Raw genomic sequence first — 18,152 nt, forward strand, 5'->3', positions numbered from 1 at the left:
AAGCTGGGCCAGTACAACGGGGACAAGGAATTTGCCTACCAGCAGTATCTGGACAACTACAACAAGCTGCAAAGCTACCTCGGCAACCTCCAGGATGTCAACAACGACGAGTACCAGAAATATCTGGACGAGCAGGAGCAGAAGCGCTACGAGCAGGAGCAGCAGCAGGCCCTGCAAAAGCAGAAGCAGGAGATGGCACAGGCCCAGGTGGACGGCATCTTGCAGGCAGGGGTCATGCCCTCCTCCTCCCTCATCGCCGCCTCGGGGTATTCCCAGGAGTACATCAATGCCATGCTCCAGTATTACCGCCAGAAAGCGGCCGCTGCCGCGCGCAGTAGCAGCAGTGGAGGCAGCAGCAGTAGTAAATCTTCCACCACCACCACGACCTCCAGCGGCAAGTTTAGCTCCACGGCCAAATTGGTCTCCATCCCCCAATATGGTGAGGTGAGTGTGGCGGACGCCCAGAGGCTGAAAGCGGCAGGATTGGTGCGCTTGACCGGCTACGATAAAAACGGAAACCCCATGTATGTGCCCACAGCCAAGGTAAACGACAAAAATATCCAGTTGAGTCGATGAATCATCCAGGGAGCCGGGAAATCGGCTCCCTGGATGGTTTTACTCAAACTTTACACAACAGGCCTTGAAATTCCACACAAATTTCGGCACACTGGAAGATGAACGAAACCATGATACTGTGAGGGAGGAGACACCATGCCATCACACTATACCCATCTCTGCTTTGGGCGCCTCGTCATCGAGGCCATGCCGGAGCAGTTGCGCGATGCGGTGTGGAAGCACAAGCACTGTTATTTGGCGGGGCTGCAAGGACCGGACCCGCTGTTTTACTACCGTCCCCTGGTGAAGCATAATCCGGTGCGTCAACGGGGATCGGAGATCCACCAGGAGTCGGGGCGGGCGTTCTTTGCCCCGGCCATGCAGCTGCTACGCCGGGAGGGAACACCCCAAAGAGCCAGCTATGTGGCGGGGTGCATCTGCCACTATATGCTAGATACCGCCTGTCACCCCTACATTGAGGGGGAGTTGGCCCGCCATGGGATTGGCCATCTCCAAGTGGAGACGGAGTTGGACTCCACCTTGCTGTTGGAGCGGGGGGTGGATCTGTACCGCCCGGATTTGGTGGCCTATCTTTGGCCGGGAGAGGAGCTGACCCAGGCGGCAGCGCCTTTTTACCAGGGACTGACGGAGAAGCAAGTGGACGGAGCGTTCCGGGCCATGAAAAAATACGTGCCCTTTACCCGGTGGAAAAACAACCTGTTGCGCCGATCCATCAAGGGGGTGCTGTCCCTGGCAGGGATGAAGCAGGCGGACCTGGGGGTGTTGGTGGAACCCATCTTAAATCCAGATTTGGCCTGGGCTGTGGCAGAGCTGAGAAAGAAGATGATGGACGAGGTGGCCCCCACCGTGGAGGAAATCCAAGGATTTTTCCAGGCCATGGAGGGCAAACAGCCCCTTTCCCGCCGCTTTGATGCCAGCTTTGATGGAGAGGAGGTGGACATGCACTATGAAATTGACGCCGTTGGAGCGCAGCTGGGCACTGTATGATGTGGGCAACAGCGCCTTTGTGTTGATGGTGTCCACCATCATGCCCATCTACTTTAAAAATCTCACCTCCGCAGCTGGAGTGGCAGACTACAACTCCACCGCCTGGTGGAGTTACGCCGTGGCCATCAGCACCTTGCTGGCCGCCCTGTTGGGGCCCACCTTGGGCAACCTGGCGGATAAGCGGGGGTGGAAGCGAGGGTTGTACGCCCTGTTTGTGGTGGGCGGCGCCATCACCTGTGCTTTGTTGGGATTTTCTCCCACTTGGCTCATCTTTTTAGCCGTTTTCGTGGTGGCAAAGGTGTTCTTTTCCACCAGCCTGGTGTTCTATGACTCCATGCTCCCCGACGTGACCACTGCCGAGCGGGTGGATATGGTTTCCTCCACCGGCTACGCCTGGGGCTATCTGGGCTCCTGTATCCCCTTTGTGGCCTGCCTTGTGCTGGTGCTCACCGCCGAGCAAACGGGAATCGGTACCATGCGGGCCATCATCCTGGCCTTTCTCATCACCGCAGTGTGGTGGGCAGTTCTGTCCGTACCCCTCTACGGCCGCTACCGTCAGACCCACCGCAACACCGGCGAGTTGGCGGGCATGCGGGAGCTGGGACAGGTGGTGCGGGAGATCATCCAGCATAAGAAAATCCGCCTCTACCTCCTGGCCTACTTTTTCTACATCGACGGGGTGTTCACCATCATCGAAATGGCCACCTCCTACGGCAAGGATGTGGGCATTGGAGACACAGATCTGGTGCTGGCCCTGCTGCTGACCCAGGTGGTGGCTTTTCCCTTTGCCATTTTGTTTGGTCGTTTGGCGGGAAAGTTTGCCACGGAGTCCCTGCTGCAAATCTGCATTGCCGGGTACTTTTTCATTGCGGTATTTGCGTTGCAGCTGGATAAGGCTTGGGAGTTCTGGTTTTTGGCGGTGTGTGTGGCGGTGTTCCAGGGGGCCATTCAGGCCCTGTCCCGGTCCTACTTCGCCCGCATCATCCCAGCGGAAAAGTCCGGGGCCTACTTCGGGTTTTATGACATTTTCGGCAAAGGTGCGTCCTTTTTCGGCGCGGTAGTGCTGGGAGTAGCCACTCAGATTTTCTCCACCTCCCGGGCTGGCGTGGTGGCCTTGGCGCTGCTGTTCCCTCTGGGCCTGTGGCTGTTGCGGAAATCCATGAAAATTCCAGTAAAAATGTGACAAAATACGAGAAAAGTCCCTCTCTCATGGACGTATCGCGGTGAGAGCGGGGCTTTTTTCATCTGGTTCCGATTGACCTGGGGCGTGGGGACGGGTATAATATCAGAAGAATACTTGCCGAAGGGCAGAGAAGACGGAGGAAGGACCATATGTGGTTTGACCAGGCAGTGATCTATCAGATTTACCCTCTGGGCCTGTGTGGGGCGCCGGAGGACAACGACGGCATCCAGAAAAGCCGGATTCTGCGGCTGCTGGACTGGGTGGAGCATATCAAAAAGCTGGGAGCGGACACAGTGCTCCTGAATCCGGTGTTTGACAGTGACCGCCACGGCTACGACACCCGGGACTATTTCACTGTGGACTGCCGTCTGGGCAGCAATGAGGACTTGGCTCAGGCGTGTCAGGCCTTCCACCAGGCGGGCATCCGGGTGATGCTGGACGGGGTGTTTAACCACGTGGGCCGGGGCTTCTGGGCCTTCCGGGATGTGCAGGAAAAGCGATGGGACAGCCCCTATAAAGACTGGTTCCGCATCGACTTCAACGGCAACACCAACTACAACGACGGCTTTTGGTATGAGGGCTGGGAAGGTCACAACGAGCTGGTGAAGCTGAACCTGGACAACCCCGCGGTGGTGGATCACCAGTTTGCCGCCATTCGGGCCTGGGTGGAGCAGTTCGACATCGACGGCCTGCGCCTGGACGTGGCCTACTGCCTGCCCCAGCACTATCTGCGCCGCCTGCGGGAGTTCACCTCCTCTCTGAAACCGGACTTTGTCCTCATGGGTGAGACCCTCCACGGGGACTACAAGCAGTGGATGGCCCCGGATATGTGCCACTCGGTGACCAATTACGAGTGCTACAAGGGCCTGTGGTCCAGCTTCAACTCCATGAACCTGTTTGAAATTGGCCACTCTCTGGCCCGTCAGTTTGGCCCCGAACCCTGGACCCTGTACAAGGGGGCCCATCTGCTCTCCTTCCTGGATAACCACGACGTGACCCGCATTGCCAGCCAGCTCACCGATATGCGGCACCTGGCCCCCGCCTACGCCCTGATGTTTGGCATGCCCGGCGTTCCGGCGGTGTACTACGGCAGCGAATGGGGCATGGAGGGGCGAAAAGAGCCCTGGGGAGACGCCCCTCTGCGTCCAGCCCTGGAACAGCCGGAGTGGAACGACCTCACCGACTGGATCTCTAAGCTGGCGGTGGCCAAGCGGGAGAGCAAGGCTTTGTGCTACGGCGGATACCGCAACGTGGTGCTCACCAACCGGCAGATCATCTTTGAGCGGGCCTGTGACGGGGAGCGGGTATTGGTGGCCATCAACGCCGACGATCAGCCCTACACTGCCCACTTTGACGCCGGATGCGGCCAGGCCATCGACCTCATCACCGGCCAGCTCCACGACTTTGGCGGGGGAAGCCAGCTGCCGCCCCACGGCGCCTTCTTCTGGAAGATGGAACGATAAAAAGATGAATACCGCCCCGGGTTCGTTGAAAGGAACCCGGGGCGGTTCTGTTTTCGAGAGAAGTTCCATACACTGGGATGAACCAGGAGTGGAAAGGGGAGTGACCCATGAAAATTTGGGTGGTACACCGCCGGATTTTGGCGGGAATCGGGGTGGCACTGGTGGCAGCGGCTATGTTGTACCTGGTGGGGGACCCCAAGGTGGTGGGGGCATCGGGCACCACCCGGCAGCTGCCGGTATACTGCGTGCAGGCGGACTATCCGGTGGTGTCCCTGTCTTTTGATGCGGCCTGGGGCAATGAGGACACCCAGACCCTCATTGATATTCTGGCCAAGTATCAGGTGAAGGCCACCTTTTTTGTGGTAGGGGAGTGGGTGGACAAATATCCGGAATCGGTGCAGGCCCTCCACGAGGCGGGTCATGAGATCATGAGCCATTCCAACGACCACGCCCACTTCAACAGCCTCACCGCCCAGGAGATTGAGGAGGACCTCACCACTTGCGGGGAGAAGATTGAGGCCATCACCGGGGAGTTCCCCACCCTGTTTCGCTGCCCCTATGGGGAGTATGACGACCATGTGATCACCACCGTGCGCAGCATGGGCATTCAGCCGGTGCAGTGGGATGTGGACAGCCACGACTGGATGGATATCACGGCCACCGAGATCACCCAGCGGGTCACCAGCCGGGTGGGGCCGGGGAGCATTGTGCTGTTTCACAACGCCGCTCTGCACACCCCTGAGGCGCTGCCTTCCATCATTGAGACCCTGCTCCAGGACGGGTACACCTTCGTGCCCATCTCCCAGCTGCTGGTGGAGGGAGAGTACGGGGAGGACTATACCATCGACCATGCCGGACGACAGTGTCCGGTGACATAACAAAGAGGGAGCCGATGCGTTCGGCTCCCTCTGTACTTATTTATGAAGGATGTAACGTTCCACAGCCAGAGCTGCGCCATCCTGGTCGAAGGGCAGGGTGACGGCTTTGGCGGCAGCCTGGATGTGGGGCTCGGCGTTGCCCATGGCCACGGAAAATCCAGCGGCCTGCAGCATGGACACGTCGTTGCCGTTGTCGCCAATGGCCATGGCCTGGGCGGGGTCGATGTCCAGCAGGGCGCAGACATCCAACAGGCCATTTCCTTTGGTGGCCTCCTGGTGGGTGACCTCGATGGTGAAGGGGCCGGAATGGCAGGGGGACAGGGGCAGACGGGAGAGGTCGGCGGTGAGAGCCTGGTCAGAGAAGTCGGTGGGAAGCACCAGGTTGATTTTCTCGATGTGCGTCTCGGGAGAGGCCAGGGTGTGGGACAGGTTGTCCACGATGACCCCGTAGGTGGGCAGAATGTGGTCCAGGTGGAAGGCCAGCATATGGCGCAGTTTCTCCTCCTTCTGGCGGCTGTCCCGACTCATGTGGAGGTGTCCTTGAATGGACAGTTCCACAGCTACATCGTATTTCTGTGCCAACTTCACCACCTCAGCGGCCAAGTCCGAGGGAATGTAGTGGCTTTTCAGCAGCTCGCCGGTGGCAATACGGCGAATCTCACCGCCGTTGCACAGCACACACAGGTTCTCCCAGGGGGCTCTGGTTTTCACCGCGGGGGGGAGAAAATTGTGCTGCCGTCCGGTGTTGGGCACAATGATGACTCCTTGCTGGTGGGCCTCCAGCAGGGCCTGCCGCAGCCGAGGGGTGAAGCTGAGATGGTCTTCTTGCAGGGATGTGCCATCCAAATCCATGGCTAAGAGACGAATATCCATTGGTATGACCTCCTTCGAAACAGACAAAAGGTCATAAGCCCTGGAAAGAGGGCTTATGACCAGGGTGTCAAGGAAAAGGATGCACCGCGTTTGACGCACAACGCCAAGGGCAGGTAGGGGGCAGCGACGTGCCCCACCACATTGACCCGAGGGTCGGCGGGAAAATCTCCACGAAGCATCTGTACCTCTCCAGAATAACGGCCATAGGTCTGGTTGTCAACGGTGATGGAGCCGAGTCTTCGTTCCACACAGTTCCAGGGGTGGATTTGTGTTCCAAAGCAGGAGTATTCCCGAGACTCGGCAAAGCGCACCATCCAGGCGGGGGAGTCCGGACGGCAGGTGAACACCCGGTGGTACAGGTTCTGTCCCATCTCGTCCAGCTGGGTGGGGATTTCCAGCACCCCGTCCTCGCACAGCCGACGGATGCGGGCCAGCTCGTCCTCTGAGATACCCGGGTCTGCCAGAAAAATACCGTCCACCCCATATGAAATGGCCAGTTCCGCAAAGGCCACGGAGGGGGGCAGGTTGCGGTGGTGTTCCAGGGTGGGCAGTCCCAGGTGGAGGGGGCCACGCAGCAGGGTGTCTCCTGGAATGAAGGCCAGCACCTTCAAGCCTGCCTGTTGCAGCGCCTGGGTGGAGGCACGGAAGAAGTCCGGGTCCAGCCCCGTCTCAGGGCGGGGATAGAAGTTGTGCATGGCCATCACCAGCTCGCCCGCGGAGGCGATGCGACGGGCATCCTCGGGGGTGGTGGTGGAGGCGTTGAGCACCACAGGCAGGTGAGCAGCCAGAGCGGCGATCTCCTCCACGGAAAAACCGTAGTCCACCCGCAGGGCCCACACACCCAGCTCACGGGCCAGCCGGACCAAGTCCGGCTGGCCAAATTGAGCTACGGTTTTCACCGATACGTCAGCGACGATGCGGTATCCCAGCTCCACCAGGAAGGCGCACATCTCCCGCACCTTTGCCACATAGTCTGGGGAAAATTCCTCGCTGATGTGTAACGACAGAAAGATGGGGGTTCCGGGTTGGGCGTGGGCGGCCAAGGTTTCCCGCTGCGTCTCGAAGGAGGAGAGATAGGCGGAGAATCCCAGTTGGTTACGCATTGGCGATGTCCTCTGCCTTGATGCCGAACCAAGTGATGATGAAGCCCATGATGTAGGCGATGACCAGGCCCAGGAAGAACCACAGCATCATCATGGGGGTGCGCATCAGGGGGATGGCCACCAGGCCGGAGGGGCCCCAGGCGATGGCCTGCACGCCCATGAGCATGGCGAAGGCTCCGCCGAAGCCAGCGCCCAGACCGGCGGTGATGAAGGGCTTGCCCAGGGGGAGGGTGACGCCGTAGATGAGGGGCTCACCCACGCCCAGCAGACCGGCAGGCAGGGCGCCGATGATGGTCTGCTCCATGCGCAGGTTCTTCACCTTCTTGGCCTTGAGCAGAATGGCCAGAGCAGCACCCACCTGACCGGCGCCAGCCATGGCCAGACAGGGGAACAGGGTCACGCCGCCCATGGCTTCCAGCTGGATGGAGTAGATGGGGATGAGGCCGTGGTGGAGGCCCAACAGCACCATGGGCAGGAACACGGCGGACATGATAAAGCCGGTGATGATGCTCACCACGGGGTTGGTGGAGGCGATGAGGACGTTCAGGGCAGCCACAAGACCGTCAGAGAGGAAACCGGTGACGGGCATGAGCACGAACACGTACAGAGAACCCACCACCAGGATGGAGATCAGGGGGGTGACAATGAGGTCCAGCACGTCGGGCACGTGCTTGCGCACGAACTTCTCCACGTGGGCCAGAATCCACACGCCGATGACGACGCCGATGATGCCGCCCTTACCGGTGGTGAGCACGGAGTTCAGGGGCACTTCTGCGTTATACAGGCCCAGGGCAGTGGAAATGGTGACGATCTGAGCGCCAATGGAGGCGCCGCCGATGATGCCGCCCAGAGCGGGAGTGGCGCCAAAGACCTTGGCGGCGTTGATACCGGTGTAGATGGCGAAGTAGCTCAGGAAGGCGCCGCCGAACAGGGAGAACAGCTGGCTGAGAATGTAGATGGGACCGGTGGCAGAGGCGATCTGATCCGGCCAGATCTGGCCCATCAAGCTGGACAGGCCATTGAACAGGCCAGCGGCGATGATGGCGGGAATCATGGGAATGAAGATGTTGGCGATGGTGCGCAGGCCACGCTTGAGGGCGTTGTCCTTCTGCCCGGCCTTCATAGCGGCCTTGTTGGTCTGCCAGTCATTATCTGTGCTCATGGCCTGGGCAGAGTCGGCACTGTCTCCGGTTTGTACCTGGGCATCCACCACAAAGATGTCACAGACTTTCTTGGCCTTGCCAGGGCCCAGAATGACCTGGAGGGTGGCGTCCTCCACCACACCCAGCACCCCGGGGGTCTGTTTCAAAGCGGGGATGTCGGCCTTGGACGAGTCTTTGAGTTGAATGCGCAGACGGGTCATGCAGTTGGCGGCGGTGACGACGTTTTCCTTACCGCCTACCAGTTCCAGGATTTTGAGGGAAAGTTCCTGATTGGTCATGGTACACCTCTCCTTTTTTCATTGAGTTCCGGTTGCTCCGCACAGGGCGGAGTACACAACAGCCCGCAGGCTGGATGTGACAAGTTGGGATTACAAAATGGCCTGCCGCACGTGGCCCCGGGCCTTTTCCAGGCGAGCACGGGCCTCTTCGGCGGAGCACTGGGCCAGAATCATGGTGATGGCGGTCTTGGCGTGTCCGTCTGCCTGGGCGATGGCCTCCTTGGCGGTCTCCTGATCCACACCGGTGGCCTCCATGACGATCTTCTGGGCACGAACCTGGAGTTTCTCGTTGGTCTGCATCACGTCCACCATCAGGTTGTGGTAGGCCTTGCCCACCCCCACCATGGTGGCAGTGGAGATCATGTTCAGCACCAGCTTCTGGGCGGTGCCAGCCTTCAGACGGGTGGAGCCGGTGAGTACCTCGGGGCCCACCACCACTTCAATGGCCAGCTGGGCGGCCTGCCCGATGGCAGAGCCCTGGTTGCAGGAGATGGCCACGGTGTGGCAGCCCAGGGAGTTGGCGTAGTCCAGGGCCCCCAGCACATAGGGGGTGCGGCCACTGGCGGCAATGCCAATGACCAGATCGTGGGCGGTGAGGTTGCGCTGCTCCAAATCGCTGCGGCCCAGCTCACGGCTGTCCTCGGCACCCTCGATGGCCTTGGTGAAGGCCTGCTCGCCGCCGGCGATGAGGCCCACGATTACATCGGGGGACACGCCGAAGGTGGGGGGGCACTCGGCGGCATCCAGTACGCCCAGGCGGCCACTGGTGCCTGCGCCCAGGTAAAACACCCGTCCACCCTGTTCCAGAGCCTCAATGGCCCAGGTCACCGCCTGGGCGATGGCGGGCAGCACCGGCTGGATGGCCTGGGGCACCTTGGCATCCTCCCGATTCATGGCAGTGACGATTTCCAGAGGGCTCATGGTGTCCAGGTCCATGGTTGCGGGGTTGCGGGTTTCCGTGGTCATGGCGTCCAAGTTTAACTTCATCATGTACGTCTCCTTTTTCTATGGACAGAAATAGGGGATTGATTCCGGCTTTCCTCCATGAGATTTCTCAGTTCGCCCCTATCCTAATCATTTGGTTGCAAAGTGTCAATTATTTCGGAATGCTATGGCATAAAGTTTCATGCATTGACATAAAACTCCATGGGATTGTTGTGGATGTGAAATAAATACATGAGGTAGAAATGGTATTTGTGTGATATGCACAACAAATGAAAGAAAGTTTGGCCTGAACGGTTGACGGATGAAATATTGTTTGATAAACTGAGCAAAAAGGAGGGAATTGCCTTGAAAAGTGCCCTGTTGCGGCTGCGGGAGAGCCGGGATTCGCTGAGTGAGACGGAGCGAGCGGTGGCGGACTATCTGCTGGCCCATCCCCAGGAGGCCATGGAACTTTCCATCCATGAGATGGCCGAGCGCAGCTTTTCCTCCCCCTCCACCATTGTGCGCATGTGTCGGCGCATTGGCTTTGATGGCTTTAAGGAGTTTCGCCGCTGTGTGACCTACGAGATGGCGGTGCGCAAGCAGAGCCAGGAGGAGGAGCAAAAGGAGATCAGCCGGGAGGACAGCCTGGATGAGATCATCGAGAAGATCACCTACAAAAACATTATGTCCCTGGAGGATACTAAAAACCTGTTGGACGGGGAGACCTTGGCCAAGTGTGTGGACCTTATCAGCCAGTGTCGGGCGGTGCTGCTGTTTGGCATTGGGGCGTCGTTATGTGCCGCCCGGGATGCCTATTTGAAGTTTTTGCGGCTGAATAAGCCGTGTATCGTCAACGACGATTGGCATTCCCAGTATTTGCAGGCGAAGAATGCCTCTCCGGACGACTTGGGCATTGTCATCTCCTATTCCGGGGAGACGGTGGAAATGGTGGAGTGTATGAAGGCCATGAAGGAAAATGGCACCCCCATCATTGCCATTACCCGCTGCGTCAACTCCCCGGTGTCTCAGCTGGCGGACTACAAGCTGTATACTGCCGCCAACGAGTCGGTATTTCGCAGCGGGGCCATGTCTTCCCGGATATCCCAGCTGAACATCATCGACATCCTCTACACCGCCTTTGCCAACGAGGAGTATGATTATATGCTGGAGCGCCTGTCCAAAACCCACATTCGCAAGCCGGGGAATTTGCGCCCGCCTTCCACGGATGAGCCCCTATAAATAAAAAAGCCCCCTTTGACCATGCGGTCAAAGGGGGCTTTGCGGTTGCTTTTTACAGAGACAACAGGTGCTGGCCGTACTCGGTCATGGACAGCTCCTCACCCAGTTGGTGGAGCTGGTCGTGGGAGATCCAACCCTCCTGGTAGGCAAGTTGCTCGATAACACCCACATACTGCTGCTGGTTGGCCTGCAAGTCGTGGATGGTCTGGGCGGCCTGGAGCATGCTGTTTGCATTGCCGGCGTCCAGCCAGACGTAGTTCTCCTCCATGGGAACCACCTGCAACTGGTTCCGGTGGAGATACTCCAAATTCACATCGGTGATCTCCAACTCACCTCGGGCAGAGGGGGTGAGGTTGGCGGCAATGTCCATGGCCTGTCCGTCGTAGACGTACAAACCGGGGACGATGTAGTTGGACTTGGGGTTCTGGGGCTTTTCCTCAATGGAGATGGCCTTGCCGTCCTGGTCGAATTCCACCACGCCAAAGGGGCGGGGGTCGTCCACATAGCAGCCGAACACGGTGGCGCCCTGGTTGTTGGCCACGGCCTGCTTCAGCAGCTGCTGGAAGTTGGGGGACCAGAAGATGTTGTCGCCCAGCACCAGGCACACGTCGTCGCCGTTTACAAACTCACGGCCGATGAGCAGCGCGTCGGCGATGCCCCGGGCTACGGGCTGCACGGTGTATTGGATGTTCATGCCCAGCTGGGAGCCATCCCCCAGCAGTGCGGCAAAGGTGTCCACCTCTCCGGGGGGAACGATGACCAGCACCTCACGAATGCCGGCCTGCATCAGCACGGACAGAGGATAATAAATCAGCGGCTTGTCATAGACCGGCAGCAGCGGCTTGCATACAGGACGGGTCATAGGATAGAGACGGGTGCCCCGTCCGGCAGCCAAAATGATACCCTTCATAACTTCATACCTCCAGGCCGGATGAAAAAGAATCCGGCGAATTGTGTCGCAAGAGACGAACACAGTATATACAATCCAGGACAAAAAGTCAATGAACGGGAAAAGGCGTGGGGAGGAAGAATTTTTTCCAGCATGTGTTAATCATATCTTAAGACTCTCAGTGGTTGCAACTTAAGGGTAAGGTTGGTAGTATATAGACATGATGAATTATGGTCGGGAGGAGACGCGCGTGTATAAAATTCTGATTTGTGATGATGACCATGACATTGTGTCTGCTTTGAAGATTTATCTCACCAGCGAAGGATACCAGACAGTGGAGGCCTACAACGGTCAGGAAGCGTTGGAGGCAGTGGAAGCAGGGGGCATTGACCTGGTGCTCATGGACGTGATGATGCCCAAGATGGATGGCATTCGTGCCACGGCTCAGATGCGAGAGCAGGGGAACATTCCCATCATCCTCCTCACTGCCAAGGGTGAGGACAGCGACAAGGTGCTGGGGTTGAACATCGGGGCGGATGACTACATTACCAAGCCCTTCAACCCCATTGAGGTGTTGGCCCGTGTGAAAAGCCAGCTGCGCCGCTATACCACGCTGGGCGGCAAGAGCAACGTGGAGGAGCAGGGGGTGCTGCGCAACGGCGCCCTGGTGCTGGACGATGCGGCTAAAACGGTGCGTATGGACGGGGAGACCATCAACCTCACCCCCATTGAGTTCAACATTCTCCATCTGCTCATGAAGAATCCGGGACGAGTGTACTCCACGGCTCAGATTTACCAGCTGGTGTGGAATGACCCTGTGCTGGGCTCGGAGGGCACGGTGGCGGTACATATCCGGCATTTGCGGGAGAAGATTGAAATTGACCCAGCCAACCCCTGCTATCTGAAAGTGGTGTGGGGACTGGGGTATAAGATGGAGAAGATGGAATGAGAGCACGGCAAAATTCCATACTCAAAGGGCTGGCGTTTGTCGTAGCAGTGGTGAGTTTTGCCACCGCGGCTATGCTGGGCTGCTATCAACTGGCCAACGTGGATGTGATTTGGGGCCAGTCTTCCGCAGCGGAAGGGTATACCATTCGGTATATGCAGCAGCAGGATGCAGGCAACATCAGCTATTTGGTGGATCTGTACTATTTGGAGCAGGAAAACGGGGCTCTGAACAGCTACGACCAACAGTCCTTAAGCGATTTAAAAGAGAAGTACGCCAAGGAAAATACCAATTTGCGCTGGCAGCTCATGGATCCGGAGGGCAACGTGCTCTACGGCAACTGGATGGAAGCGCGGCCGACGCAGCCCCAAGGAATGTATTGGGGTGAGTATTATGTGTCCAACCTCACCATGGATGTGCGCAACGAGTTGAGCACGGTGTGGGCGGATGCAGTGGATACCATCCGCAATCCACCCAAGAGCAGCCAAGTGGTGCAGTCCAAGCAGTGGGCCAGAGAGCTCAGTGACGCAGTGAACCGCTACTGGGAGGACCCCAGCGGAGGTGTGGATCGGTATGCGGTGTACCTGGATGAGGATGGAAGCGGGGACTTGCTGCGCATTGCCACCAATTTTGGCGTGTTTCTCTATGCACCCTCGGTGGAGAACGTGATCAGCCCCAACGCCTTTGGCTACCAGTATAATTTGGATGAAGGCGGCTGGACGCAAAACATGGAGAGCGGCTGGACGGAGGGCTCGGTGGCCCTGGATCTGGTGCTGTGGGTGAACACCCCCTTGAGCGACATCGGGGATAAGTACGAAAAAGTGTACAACGGACTGACCTGGTGGAAGGAGCACAATGTGCTTCTGGGGGTTGGAACCTTTGTGTTTGTGGCCCTGGGGGTATGGATGCTGGTGTATCTGTGTTTGGCCGCTGGATACAGCAGAAAGAGCGAGGAGGTTCGGCTCAACTGGTTCCACCGAATTTCAGGCGAGTTTATATTAGCGGGTGTCATCCTATTGGGTTGTTATCCCGTCAGCTGGCTGGTGGAAGGAATTGTGTTCTACATTCCCTATTCCGGCATGCACATTGGAATTCAGATGGCTATGGCAGGGTGCGGTATGGCGGCTCTGTCGGTGCTGGCCATTGTGCTGCTGATGACGGTGAGCGCCCGGGTGAAGAGCCACACGCTGCTCACCAATACGTTGCTATGGCGGCTGTGCTCCTGGGCATGGTCTATGTGGTTGCGGATGCGTCGAGCGATTCCGCTGGTGTGGCGGGTGGCCATGGGAGGTTGTGTGTATATGTTGTTATCTATGGGGCTGCTGCTCAACGATGCAGTGCTCCTCTGGCTGGTGCTCAGTGTGGCCCTGGTGGTGTACCTGTGCAGCTGGGCCCACTGCTGGAAGCAGATTCGCCGTTCCACCAGTGAGTTGCTGAAAGGCAACCTGGATGTGCAGATTTCCTGCCGGAAGATGCCCCATGACCTTCAGGAACACGCCCAGCAGCTGAATAATTTGGGTAAATCTATCTCCGAGGCGGTGGCCGAGCAGATGCGCAGCGAGCACTTCAAAGCGGAGCTGATTACCAACGTCTCCCACGATCTGAAAACCCCCTTGACCTCCATCATCAACTATGTGGATCTGCTGAAAAAAGAGCCCATTCCCAACGAGCGGGTGGAGGAGTACCTCAACATTTTGGAGCGCAAGAGCAACCGCCTGAAAAAGCTCACCGAGGACTTGGTGGAGGCGTCCAAGGCGTCCACTGGCGTTCTGTCGGTGGAACTGGGGCGGCTGGACATGGCGGAAATGGCAGACCAGGCCTTGGGCGAGTATGAGGAGCGGCTGCAAGCCGCGGGGCTGTCGGTGGTGCGCACCTTGCCCGATCACCCGGTGTGGGTGTGGGCGGATGGCCGCAGACTGTGGCGGGTGCTGGACAATTTGCTGTCCAACTGCGCCAAATACGCCCTGGAAGGGTCCCGGGTGTATCTGGACCTGCACTACGACGACAAGTATGCCACCTTGGCCCTGAAAAACATCTCCCGGGAGGCGCTGAACGTGCCGGTGGAGCGGCTCATGGAGCGGTTTGTCCGAGGGGATGAATCCCGTTCTACCGACGGCAGCGGCTTGGGCCTGTCCATCGCTCAGTCCATGACCGAGCTGCAGCACGGCACCTTTGCCGTGGAGATTGACGGAGATCTGTTCAAAGCCATGGTGACTCTGCCCCTGGTTCCCTCCGAGGAGCTGGCGGAAATAAAAGGTTAAAAAAGAACTGGAAGGCCAAAAATCTGGCCTTCCAGTTCTTTTTTTACTCCGCCACCACAGGCTGCGAGGCGGGGACGATGCACACAAAGCTCTTGCCCACCCCCAGAGTCAGGGGCTGTCCGTCCTGGGTGTAGTAGCGCAGCTGGTCGTAGTGATCCCCCTTCTCCCAGGTGATGGGGATCATTTTTCCGCCGCAGGCGAAGTAACCTGAGCCGGAGGTGAGTTTCACGTCGCTGTAATATCCGTCATCCATGGCGGAATAGTTGGTTTGCAGCACCAACACGTTGGTGGTGGTGATTTGGCTGCCGTCGTTGCCGTCAATAAAGGCCTCCCCGTACTGCTCCACCTTGTAGACCTTGGAGGTGGCGTCATAGCGGAACACCGTGTTTTTGTAGCTGGAGAAGGTGGCAGTGATGGTGTTGGCGCTCTGGCCGTCCTTGGGGGTTCCGTCGGCGGTGAAGTCCATCTCATAGACGTACCCGTCGGAGTGTGGGCCCATGATGCCCTTGGCAGTGAGGTTTTCCACCAGGGCGGCCCCGTCGGCCATCATGGTGTGCTCAATGGCGTACTTCACACCAGGGGTACGGTTGGGGTCCCGGTAGAAAATACCCGAGGCGTTTTTGCCCTTCACTCCGTCCACGTCGTTGACCCCCAGCTGGGCAATGGTGTCGTAGACATAGTGGCTGCCGCCAGCATGGACAAACACGCCGTCATGGCCCAGGGCCAGGTCCAAGAAGCAGTCCCGGGCCGAGCGCACCGAGCCGATGGTGGTCAAGTCGGCGGGGTCCTGGTACACGGCCAGCATGCGGGTGATGCCGCCCTCGGCCACGGCTTCGTAGATGATGTCGGCGGTGGAATTGCCCTGCTGAGGCATGGCCACCTTGATGTTGTTCATCACCACGGTCACCGGTTTTTGCCCACTGAGGTCCGTGTCGGTGGCCTCACCGGTGAGGGGATTGGTGTACAACGGCGGGGTGGGAGTGGGTTCCACCGTGGGAGTAGGCTCCGGCGTGGGGGAATCCGAGGGCTGGGCTGAGCCGGAGCAGGCACACAGAGTGAGGAGCATGGCACCGGCTGCAACAAGACTGGCAAGACGTTTCATGGAAATCCTCCTTTAAATCTGTCGTTTTTTGCTTTTTTCAGTATAGCAAGAATGTGTATGTTTGTAAAGAAATCACGTTGTCACAGGGGGTAGGGAACGGTATAATGAGAGGAAAACAAGTGTGCGGGGGGAATGGAAATGCGAAAGGTGGCGGCCATCCACGACCTGTCCTGTTTTGGACGGTGTTCGCTGGCGGTGATTTTGCCGGTGTTGTCGGTGATGGGGGTACAGGCTTGCCCGCTACCCGGCACGGTGCTCTCCACCCATACCGGCGGCTTTGGGCCGGTGGCCCGCACGGACCTCACTGGACAGGTGGAGGGAACCCTGGAGCATTGGCAGCGGTTGGGGCTGAGCTTTGACGGCATATACACCGGCTATATGGCCAGCGTGGAGCAGATTCAGCAGGCCATCCAGGCGGTGGAGTGTCTGGCCGCGCCCCAGGCCCAGGTAGTGGTGGACCCGGTACTGGGGGACCACGGCAAGCTGTACTCCTCCATGACCCAGGAGATGGCCCAGGCTATGGCCCAGCTGTGCACCCATGCCCACGTCATCACCCCCAACCTCACCGAGGCGGCCATTTTGCTGGGGCTGGCGCCCGACGCCTTGCTGGGCGCCAAAGGCGCCGATGTGGCTTTAGAGCTGTCCCAGCAGGGGGAACGCTCGGTGGTGGTCACCGGAGTGACCCCTGAGGAGGGATACACCGGCGCGGCGTGGTTTGACCGCACCACGGGGCAAGCGGGCACCACTGTGGCGGTGCGGGCCCCGGGAGACTACCCGGGCACCGGCGATTTGTTTTCCGCGGTGCTCACCGGCGGGCTGGTGATGGGGGAGAGCCTGGAGCGCGCTGTAGGTCGCGCGGCCCACTTCATCAGCCGCTGCGCCAGCTACACCGCCGCCATGGGCAGCGATGTGCGGGAAGGGGTTTTGTTTGAACCCCTGCTTCCCCTTTTGTTGGGGGACGGGCTTGCCATGGACGACAGAATTTGATATACTACGCTCTTAGAAACAACCTGCAAACAACCATTTTGTGTAACACATGTGAAGGAGTACGACATGGAATTCATGGATGCAGCGGTTCCCATATTTCAGCGGCGTCTTGGCCCCCTGGGCCTGGATATTGCCCCTGCCGGCGAGGCGGAATTTGACCAGCTGGTGGAGATGTACCGGGAAAAGCTGGGACCGGGGCAGGGAGCTGTCCATATCAACTGTATGATCGGCATGGCAGAGTGCCGGGCTGCGCTGTTGGCCGCCCGGGAGTTGAGCTACGGGCCGGTGTGGGTGTCTTGGGCCTGCAACGAAGATGGGGAGTCCGTCACTCGGGTGCAGATGCTGGCCGCCCTGTTTGTGGCAGAGGGGATGGGCGCGGCTGCGTTCGGCCTCAACTGTCCCAAAGAGCTGGCTTTGGAGCTACTGGGCGAGCTGAAGGAATACGCCAGCGTCCCCCTGTTTTATGTATCGGGCGGTGACGTGGTGACCTACCCCTACGTGGTGCGGGAAAAGGATCCGGATGTGATTCCCTGCGCCACGGGAACCGCACCGTGTTTCGTCACCCGCACGGTGGACGTGGGAGAGGAGCTGGAGTGTACCCCCAAACTGCTGGAGGATATCATCCAGGCCGAGGACGACCCCGTGGGAGCGGTGAAGATCTCCATTCTGGAACAGGACGACGTGGACATCTTCGCCCAGCACCAGTATGCGGTGAACAAGGCGCTGTGTCTGTGGTCGGATGTGCCGGAACTGCTGGAGCAGGCCCTGCGGTACTATCAGGGCCGGGCATTTTACGACGGCACCGGAGACCTGGACAAACAGGAGCTGAACATCCTCAGCAATCGCTACGGGCTCATTGTTCTGTGACCCAGACAAGCCTATGCAGGAGAAAGGAGAATATGACTATGAAGACCATTCATTACATTCCCCGGGGCGTGTGCTCCCGGGAGATGGAAATTGATCTGGACAACGATGTGATCCAGGCTGTCCGCGTGGTGGGCGGCTGCAACGGCAACCTCCAGGGCATTTCGTCCCTGTTGGTGGGCATGAAGCGGGAAGACGCCATTGCCCGCATGGAGGGCATCCACTGCGGCATGAAGCCCACCTCTTGCCCCGATCAGCTGGCTCAGGCTCTGAAACAGGGTTAAATCGCCAAATATTACCGCCCATCGACGTCATGAACTGCTCCCCGTCAAGAGGACAGTGAAAAAATATAAAGTTTTCCCGGCCAGTAGCCTATGTGCTGCTGGCCGCTTTTTATGCAGCGAGATACAGCTCGTGCTTCTCCATCGGCGTC

17 protein-coding genes are annotated in these 18,152 nt (G+C 58.8%); 11 read left to right on the forward strand and 6 right to left on the reverse strand.

Annotated elements, in window-relative coordinates; translation table 11 throughout:
* The 5 genes from B5G37_RS15260 to B5G37_RS12955 all read left to right on the forward strand — a co-directional run.
* On the forward strand, nt 1–576 hold a 576-nt coding region (locus tag B5G37_RS15260), incomplete at its 5' end, for a hypothetical protein (protein ID WP_158099425.1).
* A 135-nt stretch (nt 577–711) separates the two neighbouring features.
* Nucleotides 712–1,563 carry a zinc dependent phospholipase C family protein gene (locus B5G37_RS12940; protein ID WP_087258384.1) on the forward strand — a complete coding sequence of 284 codons (852 nt, stop codon included), beginning with the start codon at nt 712–714 and terminating at the stop codon, nt 1,561–1,563.
* Complete coding sequence (locus B5G37_RS12945; RefSeq protein ID WP_087258387.1) at nt 1,523–2,746, forward strand: MFS transporter; 1,224 nt, start codon at nt 1,523–1,525, stop codon at nt 2,744–2,746. The genes B5G37_RS12940 and B5G37_RS12945 overlap by 41 nt, the downstream gene beginning before the upstream one ends.
* A gap of 149 nt (nt 2,747–2,895) precedes the next feature.
* Nucleotides 2,896–4,209, forward strand: a complete 1,314-nt coding sequence (locus tag B5G37_RS12950) for an alpha-amylase family glycosyl hydrolase (RefSeq protein ID WP_087258390.1) — start codon at nt 2,896–2,898, stop codon at nt 4,207–4,209.
* 107 nt (nt 4,210–4,316) lie between these two features.
* The gene (locus B5G37_RS12955; RefSeq protein WP_087258392.1) at nt 4,317–5,087 is read left to right on the forward strand and encodes a polysaccharide deacetylase family protein; all 771 of its coding nucleotides are present in this window, start codon (nt 4,317–4,319) and stop codon (nt 5,085–5,087) included.
* Between the two features lie 36 nt (nt 5,088–5,123).
* Here the strand turns inward: B5G37_RS12955 and B5G37_RS12960 are convergent, their stop codons facing one another.
* The 4 genes from B5G37_RS12960 to murQ all read right to left on the reverse strand — a co-directional run bounded on the left by B5G37_RS12960 (nt 5,124) and on the right by murQ (nt 9,494).
* A complete protein-coding gene (locus B5G37_RS12960; protein WP_087258395.1) occupies nt 5,124–5,960 on the reverse strand; it encodes an HAD family hydrolase in 837 nt (278 codons plus the stop codon).
* A 53-nt stretch (nt 5,961–6,013) separates the two neighbouring features.
* Nucleotides 6,014–7,063 carry a MupG family TIM beta-alpha barrel fold protein gene (locus B5G37_RS12965; protein WP_087258397.1) on the reverse strand — a complete coding sequence of 350 codons (1,050 nt, stop codon included), beginning with the start codon at nt 7,061–7,063 and terminating at the stop codon, nt 6,014–6,016.
* Nucleotides 7,056–8,504 carry a PTS transporter subunit EIIC gene (locus B5G37_RS12970; protein ID WP_087258400.1) on the reverse strand — a complete coding sequence of 483 codons (1,449 nt, stop codon included), beginning with the start codon at nt 8,502–8,504 and terminating at the stop codon, nt 7,056–7,058. Before B5G37_RS12970 ends, B5G37_RS12965 begins: the two co-directional genes overlap by 8 nt.
* A 90-nt stretch (nt 8,505–8,594) precedes the next feature.
* Nucleotides 8,595–9,494: an N-acetylmuramic acid 6-phosphate etherase gene (gene murQ, locus B5G37_RS12975; protein ID WP_343229715.1), complete on the reverse strand. Its 900-nt coding sequence runs from the start codon at nt 9,492–9,494 to the stop codon at nt 8,595–8,597.
* A gap of 300 nt (nt 9,495–9,794) precedes the next feature.
* On the opposite strand from murQ, the gene B5G37_RS12980 reads away from it, so the two are divergent.
* The gene (locus B5G37_RS12980) at nt 9,795–10,670 is read left to right on the forward strand and encodes a MurR/RpiR family transcriptional regulator (protein WP_087258405.1); all 876 of its coding nucleotides are present in this window, start codon (nt 9,795–9,797) and stop codon (nt 10,668–10,670) included.
* 52 nt (nt 10,671–10,722) lie between these two features.
* Here B5G37_RS12980 and rfbA read toward each other — a convergent pair whose 3' ends face one another.
* A complete protein-coding gene (gene rfbA, locus B5G37_RS12985) occupies nt 10,723–11,580 on the reverse strand; it encodes a glucose-1-phosphate thymidylyltransferase RfbA (RefSeq protein WP_087258409.1) in 858 nt (285 codons plus the stop codon).
* A gap of 229 nt (nt 11,581–11,809) precedes the next feature.
* Between rfbA and B5G37_RS12990 the strand changes: the two genes are divergently transcribed.
* Complete coding sequence (locus tag B5G37_RS12990) at nt 11,810–12,508, forward strand: response regulator transcription factor (protein ID WP_087258413.1); 699 nt, start codon at nt 11,810–11,812, stop codon at nt 12,506–12,508.
* Nucleotides 12,505–14,766 carry a HAMP domain-containing sensor histidine kinase gene (locus B5G37_RS12995; protein ID WP_087258416.1) on the forward strand — a complete coding sequence of 754 codons (2,262 nt, stop codon included), beginning with the start codon at nt 12,505–12,507 and terminating at the stop codon, nt 14,764–14,766. The genes B5G37_RS12990 and B5G37_RS12995 overlap by 4 nt, the downstream gene beginning before the upstream one ends.
* 43 nt (nt 14,767–14,809) lie before the next feature.
* Here the strand turns inward: B5G37_RS12995 and B5G37_RS13000 are convergent, their stop codons facing one another.
* Nucleotides 14,810–15,868 (reverse strand): DUF3048 domain-containing protein, encoded by a 1,059-nt coding sequence (locus tag B5G37_RS13000; RefSeq protein ID WP_087258419.1) that lies wholly within the window; start codon nt 15,866–15,868, stop codon nt 14,810–14,812.
* 132 nt (nt 15,869–16,000) lie between these two features.
* Between B5G37_RS13000 and B5G37_RS13005 the strand changes: the two genes are divergently transcribed.
* The 3 genes from B5G37_RS13005 (at nt 16,001) to B5G37_RS13015 (ending at nt 18,003) form a co-directional block, all read left to right on the forward strand.
* Nucleotides 16,001–16,855 carry a pyridoxamine kinase gene (locus B5G37_RS13005; protein ID WP_087258422.1) on the forward strand — a complete coding sequence of 285 codons (855 nt, stop codon included), beginning with the start codon at nt 16,001–16,003 and terminating at the stop codon, nt 16,853–16,855.
* A 66-nt stretch (nt 16,856–16,921) separates the two neighbouring features.
* Nucleotides 16,922–17,722 (forward strand): homocysteine S-methyltransferase family protein, encoded by an 801-nt coding sequence (locus B5G37_RS13010; protein ID WP_087258425.1) that lies wholly within the window; start codon nt 16,922–16,924, stop codon nt 17,720–17,722.
* Between the two features lie 38 nt (nt 17,723–17,760).
* The gene (locus tag B5G37_RS13015) at nt 17,761–18,003 is read left to right on the forward strand and encodes a TIGR03905 family TSCPD domain-containing protein (protein WP_087258428.1); all 243 of its coding nucleotides are present in this window, start codon (nt 17,761–17,763) and stop codon (nt 18,001–18,003) included.
* Nucleotides 18,004–18,152: the final 149 nt, after the last annotated feature.

The sequence above is a fragment of the Pseudoflavonifractor sp. An85 genome (assembly GCF_002161235.1).
Taxonomy (GTDB): Bacteria; Bacillota; Clostridia; order Oscillospirales; family Oscillospiraceae; genus Enterenecus.

Bases quoted from the DNA above. Each gene is read 5' to 3' on its own strand.
- B5G37_RS12940 (WP_087258384.1), top strand. From the start codon at position 712: ATGCCATCACACTATACCCATCTCTGCTTTGGGCGCCTCGTCATCGAG.
- B5G37_RS12945 (WP_087258387.1), top strand. From the start codon at position 1,523: ATGAAATTGACGCCGTTGGAGCGCAGCTGGGCACTGTATGATGTGGGC.
- B5G37_RS12950 (WP_087258390.1), top strand. From the start codon at position 2,896: ATGTGGTTTGACCAGGCAGTGATCTATCAGATTTACCCTCTGGGCCTG.
- B5G37_RS12955 (WP_087258392.1), top strand. From the start codon at position 4,317: ATGAAAATTTGGGTGGTACACCGCCGGATTTTGGCGGGAATCGGGGTG.
- B5G37_RS12960 (WP_087258395.1), bottom strand. From the start codon at position 5,960: ATGGATATTCGTCTCTTAGCCATGGATTTGGATGGCACATCCCTGCAA.
- B5G37_RS12965 (WP_087258397.1), bottom strand. From the start codon at position 7,063: ATGCGTAACCAACTGGGATTCTCCGCCTATCTCTCCTCCTTCGAGACG.
- B5G37_RS12970 (WP_087258400.1), bottom strand. From the start codon at position 8,504: ATGACCAATCAGGAACTTTCCCTCAAAATCCTGGAACTGGTAGGCGGT.
- murQ (WP_343229715.1), bottom strand. From the start codon at position 9,494: ATGATGAAGTTAAACTTGGACGCCATGACCACGGAAACCCGCAACCCC.
- rfbA (WP_087258409.1), bottom strand. From the start codon at position 11,580: ATGAAGGGTATCATTTTGGCTGCCGGACGGGGCACCCGTCTCTATCCT.
- B5G37_RS12995 (WP_087258416.1), top strand. From the start codon at position 12,505: ATGAGAGCACGGCAAAATTCCATACTCAAAGGGCTGGCGTTTGTCGTA.
- B5G37_RS13000 (WP_087258419.1), bottom strand. From the start codon at position 15,868: ATGAAACGTCTTGCCAGTCTTGTTGCAGCCGGTGCCATGCTCCTCACT.
- B5G37_RS13005 (WP_087258422.1), top strand. From the start codon at position 16,001: ATGGAAATGCGAAAGGTGGCGGCCATCCACGACCTGTCCTGTTTTGGA.
- B5G37_RS13010 (WP_087258425.1), top strand. From the start codon at position 16,922: ATGGAATTCATGGATGCAGCGGTTCCCATATTTCAGCGGCGTCTTGGC.
- B5G37_RS13015 (WP_087258428.1), top strand. From the start codon at position 17,761: ATGAAGACCATTCATTACATTCCCCGGGGCGTGTGCTCCCGGGAGATG.